The sequence below is a fragment of the Clostridioides sp. ES-S-0001-03 genome, from assembly GCF_020676075.1.
Taxonomy (GTDB): domain Bacteria; phylum Bacillota; class Clostridia; order Peptostreptococcales; family Peptostreptococcaceae; genus Clostridioides.
The window spans coordinates 349,053-364,241 of sequence record NZ_JACVWJ010000005.1; the positions used below are offsets into that span (position 1 = coordinate 349,053).

The 15,189-nt window shown below is 28.1% G+C and carries 20 protein-coding genes; 11 read left to right on the forward strand and 9 right to left on the reverse strand.

The window, feature by feature from the left end:
* The first annotated feature begins 160 nt into the window (after positions 1-160).
* The 9 genes from IC174_RS12640 (at position 161) to IC174_RS12680 (ending at position 5,785) form a co-directional block, all read left to right on the forward strand.
* The gene (locus IC174_RS12640; RefSeq protein WP_227433510.1) at positions 161-1,075 is read left to right on the forward strand and encodes an ABC transporter ATP-binding protein; all 915 of its coding nucleotides are present in this window, start codon (positions 161-163) and stop codon (positions 1,073-1,075) included.
* Positions 1,075-1,836: an ABC transporter permease gene (locus IC174_RS12645; RefSeq protein ID WP_227483040.1), complete on the forward strand. Its 762-nt coding sequence runs from the start codon at positions 1,075-1,077 to the stop codon at positions 1,834-1,836. Before IC174_RS12640 ends, IC174_RS12645 begins: the two co-directional genes overlap by 1 nt.
* An 11-nt stretch (positions 1,837-1,847) precedes the next feature.
* Positions 1,848-2,585: an ABC transporter permease gene (locus tag IC174_RS12650; RefSeq protein WP_227483041.1), complete on the forward strand. Its 738-nt coding sequence runs from the start codon at positions 1,848-1,850 to the stop codon at positions 2,583-2,585.
* Between the two features lie 182 nt (positions 2,586-2,767).
* Complete coding sequence (locus IC174_RS12655; RefSeq protein ID WP_227483042.1) at positions 2,768-2,938, forward strand: hypothetical protein; 171 nt, start codon at positions 2,768-2,770, stop codon at positions 2,936-2,938.
* Positions 2,939-3,138: 200 nt separating this feature from the next.
* Complete coding sequence (locus IC174_RS12660; RefSeq protein WP_227483043.1) at positions 3,139-3,630, forward strand: GNAT family N-acetyltransferase; 492 nt, start codon at positions 3,139-3,141, stop codon at positions 3,628-3,630.
* Between the two features lie 192 nt (positions 3,631-3,822).
* Positions 3,823-4,539: a hypothetical protein gene (locus IC174_RS12665; RefSeq protein ID WP_227483044.1), complete on the forward strand. Its 717-nt coding sequence runs from the start codon at positions 3,823-3,825 to the stop codon at positions 4,537-4,539.
* A 117-nt stretch (positions 4,540-4,656) separates the two neighbouring features.
* Positions 4,657-5,172 carry a GNAT family N-acetyltransferase gene (locus IC174_RS12670; RefSeq protein ID WP_255619085.1) on the forward strand — a complete coding sequence of 172 codons (516 nt, stop codon included), beginning with the start codon at positions 4,657-4,659 and terminating at the stop codon, positions 5,170-5,172.
* Positions 5,173-5,227: 55 nt separating this feature from the next.
* Positions 5,228-5,485 (forward strand): TfoX/Sxy family protein, encoded by a 258-nt coding sequence (locus IC174_RS12675; protein ID WP_227433515.1) that lies wholly within the window; start codon positions 5,228-5,230, stop codon positions 5,483-5,485.
* A 15-nt stretch (positions 5,486-5,500) separates the two neighbouring features.
* A complete protein-coding gene (locus tag IC174_RS12680) occupies positions 5,501-5,785 on the forward strand; it encodes a DUF3795 domain-containing protein (protein WP_227433516.1) in 285 nt (94 codons plus the stop codon).
* A 189-nt stretch (positions 5,786-5,974) separates the two neighbouring features.
* Here the strand turns inward: IC174_RS12680 and IC174_RS12685 are convergent, their stop codons facing one another.
* The 9 genes from IC174_RS12685 to IC174_RS12725 form a co-directional block, all read right to left on the reverse strand.
* Entirely contained in the window at positions 5,975-6,220 is a 246-nt protein-coding gene (locus IC174_RS12685; protein WP_227483045.1) for a helix-hairpin-helix domain-containing protein, read from the reverse strand.
* A gap of 432 nt (positions 6,221-6,652) precedes the next feature.
* A complete protein-coding gene (locus IC174_RS12690) occupies positions 6,653-6,958 on the reverse strand; it encodes a hypothetical protein (RefSeq protein WP_227483046.1) in 306 nt (101 codons plus the stop codon).
* Positions 6,959-7,300: 342 nt separating this feature from the next.
* Entirely contained in the window at positions 7,301-7,480 is a 180-nt protein-coding gene (locus IC174_RS21395) for a hypothetical protein (RefSeq protein ID WP_413927190.1), read from the reverse strand.
* A gap of 327 nt (positions 7,481-7,807) precedes the next feature.
* On the reverse strand, positions 7,808-8,416 hold the full coding sequence (locus tag IC174_RS12700) for a class I SAM-dependent methyltransferase (protein ID WP_227483047.1): 609 nt from the start codon (positions 8,414-8,416) through the stop codon (positions 7,808-7,810).
* A gap of 447 nt (positions 8,417-8,863) precedes the next feature.
* Positions 8,864-9,646 carry a helix-turn-helix domain-containing protein gene (locus tag IC174_RS12705; protein ID WP_227483048.1) on the reverse strand — a complete coding sequence of 261 codons (783 nt, stop codon included), beginning with the start codon at positions 9,644-9,646 and terminating at the stop codon, positions 8,864-8,866.
* 396 nt (positions 9,647-10,042) lie between these two features.
* Positions 10,043-10,486 (reverse strand): GNAT family N-acetyltransferase, encoded by a 444-nt coding sequence (locus IC174_RS12710; RefSeq protein WP_227433521.1) that lies wholly within the window; start codon positions 10,484-10,486, stop codon positions 10,043-10,045.
* Positions 10,487-10,720: 234 nt separating this feature from the next.
* The gene (locus IC174_RS12715; protein ID WP_413927191.1) at positions 10,721-11,647 is read right to left on the reverse strand and encodes an SPL family radical SAM protein; all 927 of its coding nucleotides are present in this window, start codon (positions 11,645-11,647) and stop codon (positions 10,721-10,723) included.
* Entirely contained in the window at positions 11,640-11,849 is a 210-nt protein-coding gene (locus IC174_RS12720) for a DNA alkylation repair protein (protein WP_227483049.1), read from the reverse strand. The genes IC174_RS12715 and IC174_RS12720 overlap by 8 nt, the downstream gene beginning before the upstream one ends.
* A 129-nt stretch (positions 11,850-11,978) precedes the next feature.
* Positions 11,979-12,515, reverse strand: coding sequence for a PadR family transcriptional regulator (locus IC174_RS12725; RefSeq protein WP_227433523.1), 537 nt, complete (start codon positions 12,513-12,515; stop codon positions 11,979-11,981).
* Between the two features lie 124 nt (positions 12,516-12,639).
* Here IC174_RS12725 and IC174_RS12730 point away from each other — a divergent pair, with 124 nt between their 5' ends.
* Both IC174_RS12730 and IC174_RS12735 read left to right on the forward strand, forming a co-directional pair.
* Positions 12,640-14,010 (forward strand): MATE family efflux transporter, encoded by a 1,371-nt coding sequence (locus IC174_RS12730; RefSeq protein ID WP_227483050.1) that lies wholly within the window; start codon positions 12,640-12,642, stop codon positions 14,008-14,010.
* A gap of 361 nt (positions 14,011-14,371) precedes the next feature.
* The gene (locus IC174_RS12735; RefSeq protein ID WP_227433525.1) at positions 14,372-15,049 is read left to right on the forward strand and encodes a Crp/Fnr family transcriptional regulator; all 678 of its coding nucleotides are present in this window, start codon (positions 14,372-14,374) and stop codon (positions 15,047-15,049) included.
* The last annotated feature ends 140 nt before the right edge of the window (positions 15,050-15,189 follow it).

Here is a 15,189-nt window from a genome sequence, read left to right on the forward strand (position 1 = left end):
ATTTTTATAACTTTACCCCAATAGACTATTTAAGGTTATCGTAAGGTAAACTTCAGCTATCTGAAATGTAAGTACTTTATTGTATTAATATAAGCTACAAACACTACTATATGTAAGTCATAAAAATTCATACTAAATTATAGAAAAGAGGATAAAGCATATGGAAATGATAGTTAAAACAAACAGACTTTCAAAAGAATACAATAAAATATTTAGAGTAAAAGACTTAGACCTTAGAGTACCAAAAGGAGCTGTATATGGCTTTTTAGGCCCTAATGGTGCTGGTAAATCTACTACTCTTAAAATGCTACTTGGACTTGCAAAACCTACACAAGGAAATATTAGTATTTTAGGTAAAGAGTTAAATGATAAAAACAGAATATCAATTTTAAATGATATTGGCTCATTGATAGAATCTCCATCATATTATGGACACTTGACAGGGCTTGAAAATATGACTATTATGCAAAGACTATTAGATTTACCTAAAAAAAATATACATGAAGCCTTAAAAATAGTAAGACTAGAAAATCAGAAAAATAAGAAGGTCAGTCAATATTCACTAGGTATGAAACAACGCCTTGGCATTGCCATGGCAATAATGAAGTTTCCAAAACTATTGATACTTGATGAACCTACAAATGGACTTGACCCAGCTGGAATTGAAGAAATTAGAGAACTAATAAAATCTCTTCCAGAAAAATATGGCATGACAGTTCTTATTTCTAGTCATCTTCTAAGTGAAATTGACCAAATCGCCACATCAATAGGAATAATAAATCATGGTGAACTTGTTTTTCAAGATAGTATAAAAGAACTTCATGATAAAGGTCAAAGTCATATTGCTATTAAAACACAAAATCCAATATCTGCTCAAAAACTTTTAAATACACAAGGATATATGTCACTTATACAAGATGGATATTTAACTATTGAAAATTTAAAAGATACAGATGTAGCTAAAATAAATAACATACTTGTACATTCAAATATGGATGTATTTAGAATAGAAGAACATAAAAAGAGCTTAGAGGATATATTCCTTGAACTTACTGGCAAGGCGGTGACTTTATAATGAAATATCTTAGTTTAGAATTTTATAAAATTAAAAGAAAGAAAATTATTTTGATGACATTTTTATTTGTAGCTGTTGAAATAATATGGTGTATCATGAATTCAAGTAGAGCTCTTACAAAGAATCCAGACATGCTAAGTGGATTTGAATATTCATACATGATTATGAGTTTTACAAGTTTAAATGGATTATTTTTTCCTATCTTAATATCAATAATTACTTCGCGAATAAGCGATATAGAGCATAAAGGAGATACATGGAAACTTTTAAAGTCTTCTGCTACACCCTTAAATAGTATTTATTTTTCTAAATTTTTATGCTCTACTATTTTGATATCATTATCTATACTTATACAAATATTGGCTATTTTAGGTTTTGCATCTTTTAAGGACTTTATCGAACCATTTTCTATGTCCTTAATTGTCAAATATACCTTAGGTACGATACTAGTTAGTATAGCTATAATAGCACTGCACCAATGGGTTGCAACTGTATTCCAAAATCAAATGCTTGCTGTTACACTTGGTATGTTAGGTAGCTTTATAGGTTTAACATCAGGACTATTTTTTCAAGGTATTCGTAGATTATTTATATGGTCTTATTACATAGAATTAACGCCTCTAAATTATGCTTATGACACTGCCCTTGGTTCATCAGTTTACAAAGTAAATATGAATTTTTCAATGACTGTTTTAATCTTCTTTGTTGGAATGTTAATTTATTATATTGGAAAAAATCATTTATTAAAAAAGGAAATATAGGAGGGATTTAAATGTTAAGAAAATCAGTTTTGGGAGAAATCCTAAAGTTAAAAAATTCTTTTATATGGTATATATTATTGGCTTTACCACTTCTAAGTGTGCTAATTGGTACTGGAAACTTTTATCTAAATCAAGATATCCTTAAGAAAGAATGGTATAGCTTGTGGACTCAAGTTAGTCTATTTTATGGTGAGTTTTTCTTTCCTATATTAATAGCAATCTTTTGTGCCTATGTTTGCAGACTTGAACATATGAATCATAATTGGAATAATGTAATGACACTTCCAATCAATTTAAAAAACATTTTTTTATCTAAACTTATAGTTATTTCAATACTTACGGCTATCACTCAAATTGTTTTCGTTATTTTTTACATAGTTGCTGGAAATATGATTGGATTTTCCCAAAGTGTACCTAATGAACTCACTGGCTGGATTATTAAGGGTTGGATTATTTCAATTTCAATAGCTTCTATACAACTATACCTATCTATAAAGATTAGAAGTTTTGCTACTCCTATTGGTATCAGTCTTTGCCTTTCTCTATTTGGAATGGGCTTACTAATAGCACAACCTTCTATTGGTATATTTTTCCCATACTCTATGTTAGGAAGTGCTATGGGTATTATAAAACAATCTGCTTTAAACGTTAATGATACTATAGTTACAATATGTGTTGCATTTGCCACTACTATAATATTTTCTGAAATCGCTAAGAGAAACTTTAGAAAAAATGATGTTATATCTTAGCCTTACAATAAAATTATATATGACAAGATGGTGTCATCCTATTGTATTATAATAAATCAAGGATATACGATAAATAATTCAAATCACCTCTTGACCATCTAATCAATAAAAAAGACTTTCATTATGTAGTATGGTAAAATATAAAAAAGCTTGCCTATATTTTATGAGGAGGAAATATAACTATGCTTACATTTAGTGGAATAATCTTTTTATTAATACTAATACTCATAGTAGGTATACTTGTAGGTATTATTAAAAAAAATAAACCAATATTAGTTACATCCTTAGTTACTTTATTAATTCTACTTACTACTATAATCATAATTTGGAATTCTATTCCAGATACATGGTAGTAAGATTATATAAAAATCACAACCGATAAAGTTGTAATCAACGAGTTATTATATTGGATGTTCTTTAATCTATAAACTTCTACTTTATATAGTATTACATAAATTTTTAAATATTAAAGTCAAGGAAAGCATTATACAGTTTCCGCATTATGTTAGCAAAGTATACAATTAGAAATTAGAATTGGTGAGGTGAATGAGTAATGTATTCATTACGAAAATTAGAAGAAAAAGATATTGAGATGGTTAAATCATGGTTATATCAAGAATATATTGTAAAATGGTTTGGGGATGCTTCTGATTGGTTAAATGAAATAAAAGGTAGAAATAATGAATATAACTTTATACATCATTTCATTGTTGAATCTGAACACAAAGCTATTGGTTTTTGCCAATATTATAATTATAATCAAATTCCCCTTGAGGATTCAGAAATTCCACAACCCAATGGAACGTATGGTATTGACTATCTAATTGGTGAAAAGAATCTGTTGGGAAAAGGCATTGGAAAGCAGTTGGTAAAATTGATTTCTGACAAAGTGATTGAAGAAAATAAAAACGTCGTTCGTATTGTAGCTGACCCAATAATCGAGGAAACAAGAACGAATGTAGCATCTATAAAAGTTTTAGAAGCAAATCAATTTTGTTATGATGAAAAATCTAATCTATATAAAAAAGATGTAAAAGATATATAAGTAAATTTAATTTTGTTCAATTGATATCTGTTTAAATAGCTTAGTATTTACATATCAATATTGGTATTTAATTATCGATAATATTTATATAACTGAATATTTACACATCAATATTAATGTATAACTATCTATACATGTACTAAATCTTGATACTTCTATTTAAAGATTTTTGATATAATTTGGAGGCAATAAATGAACACTATAGATTATGAAGATAGCAAAATAACAGAACTTTGGAATGAATATGCAAATACAAGAAATACAGGATTAAAGAAATTAGCAAACAAAAAACTAGACTTTTTAATCGACTACATATTAAAATTACCTGAAAATAAACAAAAGCATTTTGTTACATATATTTGTAAGGAGCGTTTTGATAAAAACAACATAAAAGAATTTCAACAACCTTTAGTGGTCAAATTAATTTTTCCAATAGTTGAAAAAGCTGTTTTAAATAAAGAAATGCCTTTTCTTAGGTGGGGATATCAATTAAATCTATTTATTTCTTTAAATAAAGAGAATTATGATAAATATAGATACTACTCTTCTGAGGATATGCTAAAAGATGCTTTAAAATTAGATGACACAGATATTAAATCTGTCGAACTATTATTAAATAAATATATAGATGAGTTATGGTTTGCTTCTCATCATATACAAGAAAGTGTAATTCTAAACCCTAAAAAAAATATTAAAGAAGATTTAGAGGAATTAGATAGACTACTTACAAAATATAAAGGAAACCTAGATTATTATGATGAATATTTAAAAGAAAAAACATACTATCAAGAATTATATGACTTATGGTTTCAATATGATGAAAGTAGCAAAAAAATTTCCTTTCCTGAATGGTTAAAAATTAGAGGATATAACTATTCTTGGTGTAATGCATTTTATTATGAAAAGTGATAAAACTATTGATAAGGCTATAGTACACTGCTATTTTCATTTTCTAGAATTAACCTTAATAGAATTAGCTTTAATATAACAGATAAAAAAATTTAATCCACAGGAGTATAAATTAAAATGATAATTAGACAAGAAAAAACCAGTGACAAAGATAAAGTATATGAAGTTATTAAAGCTGCATTTACAAATGAAGAATCTTCTGACCATGATGAACAAAACCTTGTTAATCGATTAAGAAATAGTACTAGCTTTGTTCCGGAACTTTCACTTGTTGCTGAAGATGATGGAGATATAGTTGGGCATATTCTATTTACAGAAATAAAGATTAAAAATGATGTACTACTTGCACTAGCACCAGTAGCAGTTTCTCCAAGTGTCCAAGGCAAAAAAATAGGTTCAAAGTTAATTGAAGAAGGACATAAAATTGCAAAGTCAAAAGGATATAAAGGTTGTGTAGTTTTAGGTCATGACAAATATTATCCTAAGTTTGGCTATCAAGTAGCAAGTAAGTTTAATATAAAAGCTCCATTTGAAGTGCCAGATGAAAATTTTATGGCTATAGAGCTACTAGACAATGGATTGAAAGAAGTGTCTGGTACTGTAGAATATGCAAAGGAATTTTTTGAACAGTAGTTATAAACTATGATTGGTAATTCTATTTAATATTTAAGATATAAGGAGTGATATAATGGGTGAACTTTCTAAATTACCAAATATAGGTCCTGTAGTTGAAGGTCAATTAAACCAAGTTGGAATCACAACCTATGAACAGTTAAAGGAAATAGGTAGCAAGCAGGCATGGTTAAAAATAAAATCTATTGATGCTTCTGCATGTATTAACCGTCTATATTCACTAGAAGGTGCAATTCAAGGCATCAGAAAAAGTCAATTATCTTCAGATGAAAAGGAAGAATTAAAAGAATTTTATAATATATTTAAGTGTTAGAAAAGGAGAGTTTATATGTTTGAATCAAGATGTGGTGTACTCTGTAACAGTTGTGCAAGAAAAGAGAAAGTAAATTGTAAAGGATGTACTCAAATGAAAGGTCCATTTTGGGGTGGTGAATGTAAGGTTAAGACTTGCTGTGAAAGCAAAGAACTTAATCATTGTGGAGAATGTGATACTTTTCCTTGTGATATGCTTTCAAATATGGGGAAAGAGCAAGGTTTTGACCCTACAATAAAGATTGAACAATGCAGAAAATGGCTAGCTGAAGAAAAATCTTTAAATGATTCTCTTAATTAATTTAATTCATTGATTGAAATACATATTATGTTAAGATACATATGATGAGTGAGGTATTATAAAGGAGCTAAATAATAGTTTTAATTATTATTCAAAACTGATATTTAACTCTTTTATAATCACTCTTTAGTCTTTTATAATTATTCTTTAATCCTTCATAATTATTCTTTAGTCTTTTATAATTATTCTTTAGTCTTTCCAATACCACCACTTTAGTTTTTCTGGGTCTGGGTTTTCTGTTGATGCAAAATATATTGCACAGCGGTATACATATAGTTGACATCTATCTATATGTTTCCCACTCATTAAACATTCTTTTTGGTACAACTCTTCTGGATTGGCATCTTTAAGGGATTCAATTGTTGTATATCCCAACATTATTAGGTCTTTTTCAGTTTCCTTTCCTACCCCAGAAATTTTTCTCAATTCTCCCATGTTATACCTTCTTTCTAGGATATGTGTTTTTATATTTTATTGTATATTAAATATTATTTTTATGCTACATCTAATATTAAAATTTCATAGTACTTAATTTATATTTTTTAATATAAATTAATAATGCTGACTAAATACTACTTTTTTGATATAAAATATTATTATTGTATGCTTTTTAATAAAATAAATTACTTAGTTACAACCTAAGTGATACCAAACACCAAGAACTTAGTATCTAAAGCCACATTTTTATAACGAAAGACCCCTTCTTTTATACCCTGTTCTACAATTAGAATTTTATTAAAGCTATTGCACTAAAAAAAGAAACCACATTCTGTTTTTGTATAGAATATAGTTTCTTGAACTTTAAATACTTAAAAGCAATATTTTATTTATTTTTTGAATTTTCTAATTTTATAGTAGACAACTTTATTAGTTAACTCTTAAATTTTTATCTTCTCTACAAAATTTTCTTCTTATTAAGAAATATGCAGAGATTACAACAAGCTCTATCGCTAAAAATATACCATAAGTAGCTATAGAATCTATGCTGTCTATACCATTTCTAAAGAAAATTAATGCTATTCCTGCTGCTATAATTCCTATAGCATTTTTACCTATAGCATTCTGACCAAAACCATAAAAAGAAGGGAAGTTTCCTTTTATCTCAACAAATGTCAAAATTAATCCAATTACTATAAACAATACTCCTACAACTTCCATAATCATACTAGCCATTTTACACCCTCCTCATTAGAGAATTAACCACTACTATAAAAATAGCTTGCTTTTATAATTACATTATATATTCAATTGAACATTTTTGGAAGTATTAGTTAAAAATAATTTTATATTCTATTTAAATATATCTTTTATATTAAAATCATCTCAATTTTTATATAAATATTAATCTAACCTTTATAGTTTTATAAATTAAACAGGTTTAGCATAACCATCTCCTATTATAACTTGACCAATATTTTTAAGATGGATGGTAACAATAGCTCAATAACTCCAGTAATAATCAATGAAAATATTATTGATACCAAAAACGAAGTAGAAATCAAACTTTCTGCTTTTTTATGCTCTTTTGCCCCCAATAGCTATAGATGTCAGAGTTAAAATAATTGGCGTGGAAGTTGTAAGTACTGCCATAGCAGTCTCTCCTAATAAATTACCAATCCATATACTGTCTACTAGATTATATGCCATGTTTAAAAACATAGCTACTATTAATAGCAAAGACATCTTATTAGACATTTCTTTGTGTCCTCTGTGATAAAATCCATTTTTGTACTCATGTGTCCTCCTCTTTATGAATGAATTTCATTCACTAATTAATTTTAAAAAATACCTGAGATTTAAACAGGTTTGAGTTAAAAATTTACAAAATTATAAAGTATCATATTTTTTATTTTTTATACTTTTTTATTTTTTATACTTTTTTATTTTTTATACTTTTTTATTTTTTTATACTTTTTTATTTTTTATACTTTTTTATTTTTTTATACTTTTTTATTTTTTATGTTTTATTTTATGTAATTTTCTTTATATGTTTTTCTCTATGTGTTTTTCTTTTATACTTTCTTATTTTATGCTAGTCACAATATATGAAGTATGATTCACGCTCTTCCACACAATGTTTCTAAAATCTACAGCTAACAATTTACATATTTCTTTTTCTGAGTACATTTTTACATCTCCATCTTTATTGTACTTCATAAAAATATTCATTATATGTCTAAATAAAAATGGTTGCCAGCAGTCACAAATTATTAAGGTTCCTTCTGACTTTAATACCCTACATACCTCTGACAATACCTTATTAGGTTTAGGATAATGATGAAAAGAATCATTACAATATACAACATCAAAAAATTCATTTTCAAATGGCAAATACTCTGAATCTCCTAAAACTAAGGTAGCATTCCCTTTTAGTTTATTTTTTGCTATATTTAGCATATTCTCAGAAATATCAATTCCATAAGCCTTCTTCCTACAATCTTCATTTAAAATAGCTTGCAATACTGCTCCTGTTCCACACCCTAAATCTAAAATAGTATCATATGAAATATCTGAAAGTGTTTTAAGTAAAACTGGATAAAGATTTCTTGCATGTTGTCCCTTTATATCTTGGTCATAGGTATCTGCTTGATTATTAAATGTTTTTCTTGATTTTTCTTTTATATTTGTCATATCTAAACCCCTCCTTTCTTGTATTGTTCACAGTATATCATGGGTAGTTCTTTATGTCAATGAATGATATTCATTCACTACTAATGTTAATATAACTATATTAAGTTCTCTATAGTTATATTAACATTCAATTTATACTATGTGTATTATGATTAAGTTATATTATGCATACGATTCTTAAATTATACTATGTGTATTATGTTTAAGTTCCATCATTCACATTTTTCTTAAATTATGCTATATATATTATTTTTATTTGGTCAATTTGACCTTTTAATATTTTTTCTTTCTTCTAACTTTTATAAAATAATACTAAAATAAAGTATCATAATAATTACTCATACTTATCATACATTTTGCTGTTTTATCGTGACCTTTTATCCTGTCTCTGTAAATTTCACAATTAATACCTTGCCCTAACTAGCTCCTACCTTTAAAAATTTACTTTTAGAACCTATCAATTTTATTCTTTAATTTTCTCTTTACTTTAAAGATAAATCGGTCACAATACTGTTCGTTTTTTACCAACAGCTCATATGCATCCATAATCCCAATGGATTGTACGAAACCAAAAATACCAACTGCCAATCCCAAAAATACAAGTAAATGATATTCTGCCCATTCAATGTACCCTCTAACTGTTACTGCGATAATAAGAATACCAACCACAAACAAAAATGTACTTGGGATAGCAACTAACTTATATTTTTTCTTGATTGAAATATATTCCTTTGATAATTCTTTCAAAAACTCATAATCAAATAACAGTGGCTCTTTTCTCAAGATTTTATAATCTTCTTGTTCTGCAAACATTCCAAGTATAACAGCACCAATACCTAAAACAACACAAACTGCAATTCCTAAAATACGCCAACTTGTATGAGTTGGAGACATTACATAAGGAATACCTGCTAATGCCCAAAACAAAAAACCTAACCCCAAATATTTGCATTCTCTTTTCTCATTGATAAGATAACCCCTTGCCACTTCCTTGCTTACATAATATCCCTTTTCATTTGCTCCTTTTATTGATTTCTCCTCTTTTAATAAAAAATCAGTTGATACTTCAAAAATATTAGATAGTAGTAAAAGTTTTTCTGTTTCTGGAAATCCCTGATTGTTTTCCCACTTACTAACCGCCTGTCTTGTTGTTCCAACTTGTTCTGCAAGTGCTTCCTGTGATAATCCTTTTTCTTTTCTTAACTTAAATAATTTTTCACCAAAATTCATATATTATTACCTCCTGTGATTTGATATCCAAATATTATCAAACTATACTGTTAAATTCTATATTTTAAGAAATGCACATTGTCAACTTTAAGTTGCACTCATGTAATTTGTTGCTAAAACATGATTTTGTAATAATTTTGCCTCTCTTTTTGTATTATAGCATCAATGGAAATCTAAATCCTTTCCTTTATATTTTGAAAGTAATATTTATCAAAATATGATTTTATTAAGTGTATAACCATTTGATTAACAATAGGTTTTTTGCAAACTATTCTCTAATATACTGTTTTATAGTAATAGAAAAGCACATCTTTTCAGACATGCTTTCTGCAACACTTTATCTACTTTATCACGATTCTTTATTTTATATATAACACTTTATCTTCTCATTAGCATCTAGAATTTATATTCTAAATACAGCATATCCACACATTGAGATTCCCCTTCAAAAATTGGCTCTGGATAATTATCTATAAAAAAGTTTTTAATCTTATGTGAATAAACAAATCCAAATTTCTCATAAAACGGGATTCCACTTTCAGCTGTACCCACAACCATTGATGAATACTGTTCACTATAAACATCTAAAATATGATTTATCATCTTTGATGCATAACCCCTATTTTGAAAATGCTCATATGTAGCAATATTTTTTAATTCACAGGTTTCTTTAGAAATTTCAATTACAACTGCTATACAAGTAAGTTCATCATTATCATATAGAGCATACATAATGCCTTTATCAAGATACTTATCAATCATTACCTCATATGGGTCAGCTCGCAACAAAAGGTCAATATGACCTTTTTTATTTTCATCTATAGTTTTTATTTCTATCATATATATTCCCCCTTCCTTTTAACATATATTTCCTTTATGTATTTAATACACTTCACTATCCTTTACATATTTGATACACTTAACTAAATGATAATACAATTGAAACATTGAATAATTATTACTATCTAATTTCATTGTATTTATTGTTTTTTAGTTTTTACTTTTTACTTTTTGCTATTTAATTTATAATAGAATAAATTTTTAGAAGAATGAATAGTAATTGCAACTTATAGCTTAAAAAAACTTTAATTGCATATCTGATTTCTTATACGCTTCTATAATATCTTTCATCTCTGTCAAAATACCATAACGAGCACATTCTTTTTTTAGCACTTGTTCACATCTCTTTCCATTCAAGCTAGGACATACATAATTTAAGCCATACGTTTTTTGATACTGAAATACTAGTTTTGGTGATATATTCTTTAAATGCTTATAGAAAAATTCTCTCTGACCATTACGCATTGTCATTCCATACATACAATAGATAAACTTTGCATTAGCCTTATGTGCTTTTTCAACAATTGCTCTTATTTCATTCTCATTGTCAGTCAAAAATGGTATCAAAGGTGTCAATAATATACCACAAAATATTCCAGCATCATTGAGCTGTTTTACTGCTTCAAATCGTTCAGAACTTAGACTCACATTAGGCTCGATTTTCTTTGCTAATTCATCATTTGCAGTGGTTATAGTAACTTTGACAATAGCAGAATTGTTTCTTGTTATTTCCTTCAAAATTGGTATATCTCTAACTACCAAACTACTTTTTGTATCAATAGATACTCCAAAATGATTTTCTGAAATTAAATTCAAGGCTTGTTGAGTAATGCAAAGGTCTTTTTCAAAAGGATTGTATGTGTCAGACATAGCTCCAATACCAACAACTCCTTTTTTTCTCTTTGAACGTAGCTCCTTTTTTAGAGTTTCTATCACATTTTCCTTATATCTCACTTGGTCAAAATTTTCTATGTTGTATACTGCGCTACGACTGTCACAATAAATACAACCATGAGGACAACCACGATAGAGATTCATATTATAATCAATCCCAAACCATCTTGAGTTGTCAAATTTAACTTTCTGTAAAATTTGTTTTGCTGGTATACTTTTAATCATTATCTTATCCCTAATTCCATCATATAATTTTTTGTTATCCATTAGGATATCTTGTAATCAATACAAATCCTACTCTTTTCAAGAAAATACTATTACACTTTGTCCATCTTGTTATAAGTGGCTGTACATAAGTAGTATTTTCAAATAAGTTTTGGCAGGATAAGTCGTAAATATCCAATGAATAAAATTCAGATGACCATTTTCTAATTTGTTTCTTAATTGCTTGTAGTAGGTCATCAATCATTTTAGTCAAAATCCTAGCTTCATAATATCCATTTTACCACAATGAGATTGCTAATTCAGATTGCTAATTCAGATTGCTAATTCATGATGACCTTTATATTACTTTGCAATCTCTCTTAGATGAGTGAGGTTAACCTCTTTCACTGTCAACATCTAGAATAGCCTTTAGAGAATTCACCCATGTTTCTAATGTTTGAGCTAATACCAATTGCTGGTCTAAAATAGCCTTACCTGTTTCTGGTACATTCGATTTTGTATTTATATTTTCCTCTATATACGACTTCAATACTTGTATATTTTCTTCAATACTATTAAGACACAACTTTTGCTTTTCTGGTGTAAGACTGTATAAATTTACTATTACAGCATTGAAATCCAGAAAAATATTTACTGGCTTTGAAGCTGTATCAAACATTAAGTCTAAAAAATGTTTTTCACCCAATTCTGTTAAAGAGTAAATTGCTTTTTCTGGCATTCTCCCCTCTCTTACAATTGTGCTTTGGATATAACCTTTTTCTTCTAGTTGAATTACCTTCTTATAAATTGATGGTGTACTGATTTTAACCCAACGTGATATATTTCTATATTCCACCACTTTTTGAATATCATAAGCACTCTGAGGCTGTTGCTTTACTATACCCAGTACAATTAAATCTATTGTTGCCATAAAAATTCTCCTCTCGTTTTCTCTCTATTGACAAATACTATAATTTATAGTAGCATTTTCTTTATTACTATAATTTATAGTATTATATTTTAGAGCTAATGTCAATAGAAAGGGAGTGTTTAGCATGAAAGAAAGCAACAAAAAAATTGAATTATTAGGGTCTGCCCCAATACCAAAAGCCTTGTTATCTATGGGATTACCTACTATGATAGGTATGATGATAACTGCATTGTACAATTTGGTAGATGCATACTTTGTAGGTGGTCTTGGAACAAGTCAAATGGGTGCTATATCCGTTGCATTTCCACTAGGTCAGATTATTGTGGGATTAGGATTATTATTTGGAAATGGAGCTGCTTCCTACATTGCCAGACTCCTAGGTCATGGAGATAAGGAAAAAGCAGGCAAAGTTGCTAGTACAGCTATTTACAGCAGTATAATAGTTGGTATATTATTTATTATTGTCATTATGATTCTTCTCAATCCTGTTTTAAAATTATTAGGAGCTACAAAAAGTATTATGCCTTATGCAATGTCTTATGCTAGTATCTATGTCGTATCATCTATTTTTAATGTATTTAATGTCACTATGACTAATATTGTCACAAGTGAAGGAGCTGCTAAAACAACCATGTGCGCTATGCTATTAGGTGCATTGCTTAATATAGTTTTAGACCCAATATTCATTTATACCTTTGGCATGGGTGTAAAAGGTGCTTCCATTGCAACTGCTCTTTCTCAGATGATTTCAACACTTGTTTATATCAGGTACATTTTTAGCAAGAAAAGTATGTTTAGTTTTAGAATTAAAGAATGTTGTTTTTCAAATGAAATAATGTCAGAAATTTTAAAGATTGGTGTACCTACTTTAATATTCCAGTTATTGACTAGTCTCGCTATTACATTAACTAATATGGAAGCTACAAAATATGGTGACTCTGTGATAGCTGGAATGGGTGCAGTAACACGAATAATGTCTTTGGGAAGTCTTATCGTATTTGGGTTTATAAAAGGCTTCCAACCAATTGCTGGTTATAATTTTGGCTCAAAGAACTATGATAGATTACACCAAGCAATAAAAACATCTATAGCATGGACTACTCTATTTTGTGTAGTACTTGGTCTTGTAATGGTGTTTTTTCCAACAGCTATAATTTCACAATTTACAAGTGGTGATGTGTTATTAATTGAAAATGGTAGTAAGGCTCTTAGAGCAAATGGATTTTCATTTATGTTATTTGGTTTTTATACAGTATATTCTACATTGTTCCTTGCACTAGGAAAAGCAAAGGAAGGTGGGTTACTGGGTATGTGTAGACAAGGTATATGTTTTATTCCTATAATCTTGATTTTTCCTATATTTTGGGGATTAAATGGTATTTTATATGCACAACCAATAGCTGATTTTGCTGCTGCAATAATCGCAGGTTTTATGGCAATAAAACTACATAAAGAGCTTCATATTTTAAAAATAAATTCTATTTCTTCTAAATAAATATACTTCAAGATATGTTCTAGTTATACAAATCTAATATATATATTAGTTATACAAATCTACCATCAGAAAAGATATAAAATTATTTCATGCATTTTGTATGCTCAAAGAATTGTATGATAAATTCTTTATCAAACAGCTCTTTCAGCTTACAAGATATGTATATTATAATTCATTAATTTACATGCTTAATATGACTTAATCTACTTACAAATAGGCAATAATATATATTAACATATATTTTCTACACAAATCATACTATTAATATACAATTGAATAATCCTTTTTCACAAACTACTTGTTATTTTATCTATTCACTTGTATTATTGGATTATAATTATTTTAGGAAAGGAATCACTATATGCTTTCACAAAACGATATTGATATACTTACACAAAGTTTATCTTTTTGGGATAAACTCACTGACTCACAAAAAAGCTTATTAATCTCTTCAGCCAATATATCCCACTTTAAAAAAGGAAACTCAATTCATTGTGGTGATAGTGATTGTATTGGTATTTTGATTATAAAGTCTGGAACAATACGTACATACATACTTTCAGATGAAGGGCGTGAGGTGACACTTTTCCGTCTTGATAATGGTGATGTATGTATCTTATCAGCATCATGCATTCTAAACACAATAACTTTTGATGTATATGTGGATGCTGAGACAGATTGCGATATTATACAAATTAGTTCTTCTGTTTTCTCAAAATTGTCTACAGAAAATATTCACGCAGAATTGTTCTCATATAAGCTAGCCACTGAACGTTTTTCTGATGTTATGTGGGCAATGCAACAAATCCTTTTTATGAGTTTTGATAAGCGTTTGGCATCTTTTTTAGTTGATGAAATAACTAAAAACAATAATACTACTATAAATATGACTCATGAGCAAATTGCTAAGTATATGGGAAGTGCTAGAGAAGTTGTGTCTAGAATGTTGAAATATTTTGCTAGAGAAGGTCTTGTATCTCTATCTCGTGGTGGTGTAAAAGTATTGGATAAAGATAGACTTCGTTCTTTAACATTATAAGGAGATGTTTCAAAATAAGAATTTGAATCATCTCCTTTTTATCTCCTTTTCATCTCTTTCTTCAACTTCTTCTTTAAAATTTCCACTTTTATTCATAATGTAAGTACCCTTTTTTATTCTATCGATTCTTCATTAATTTA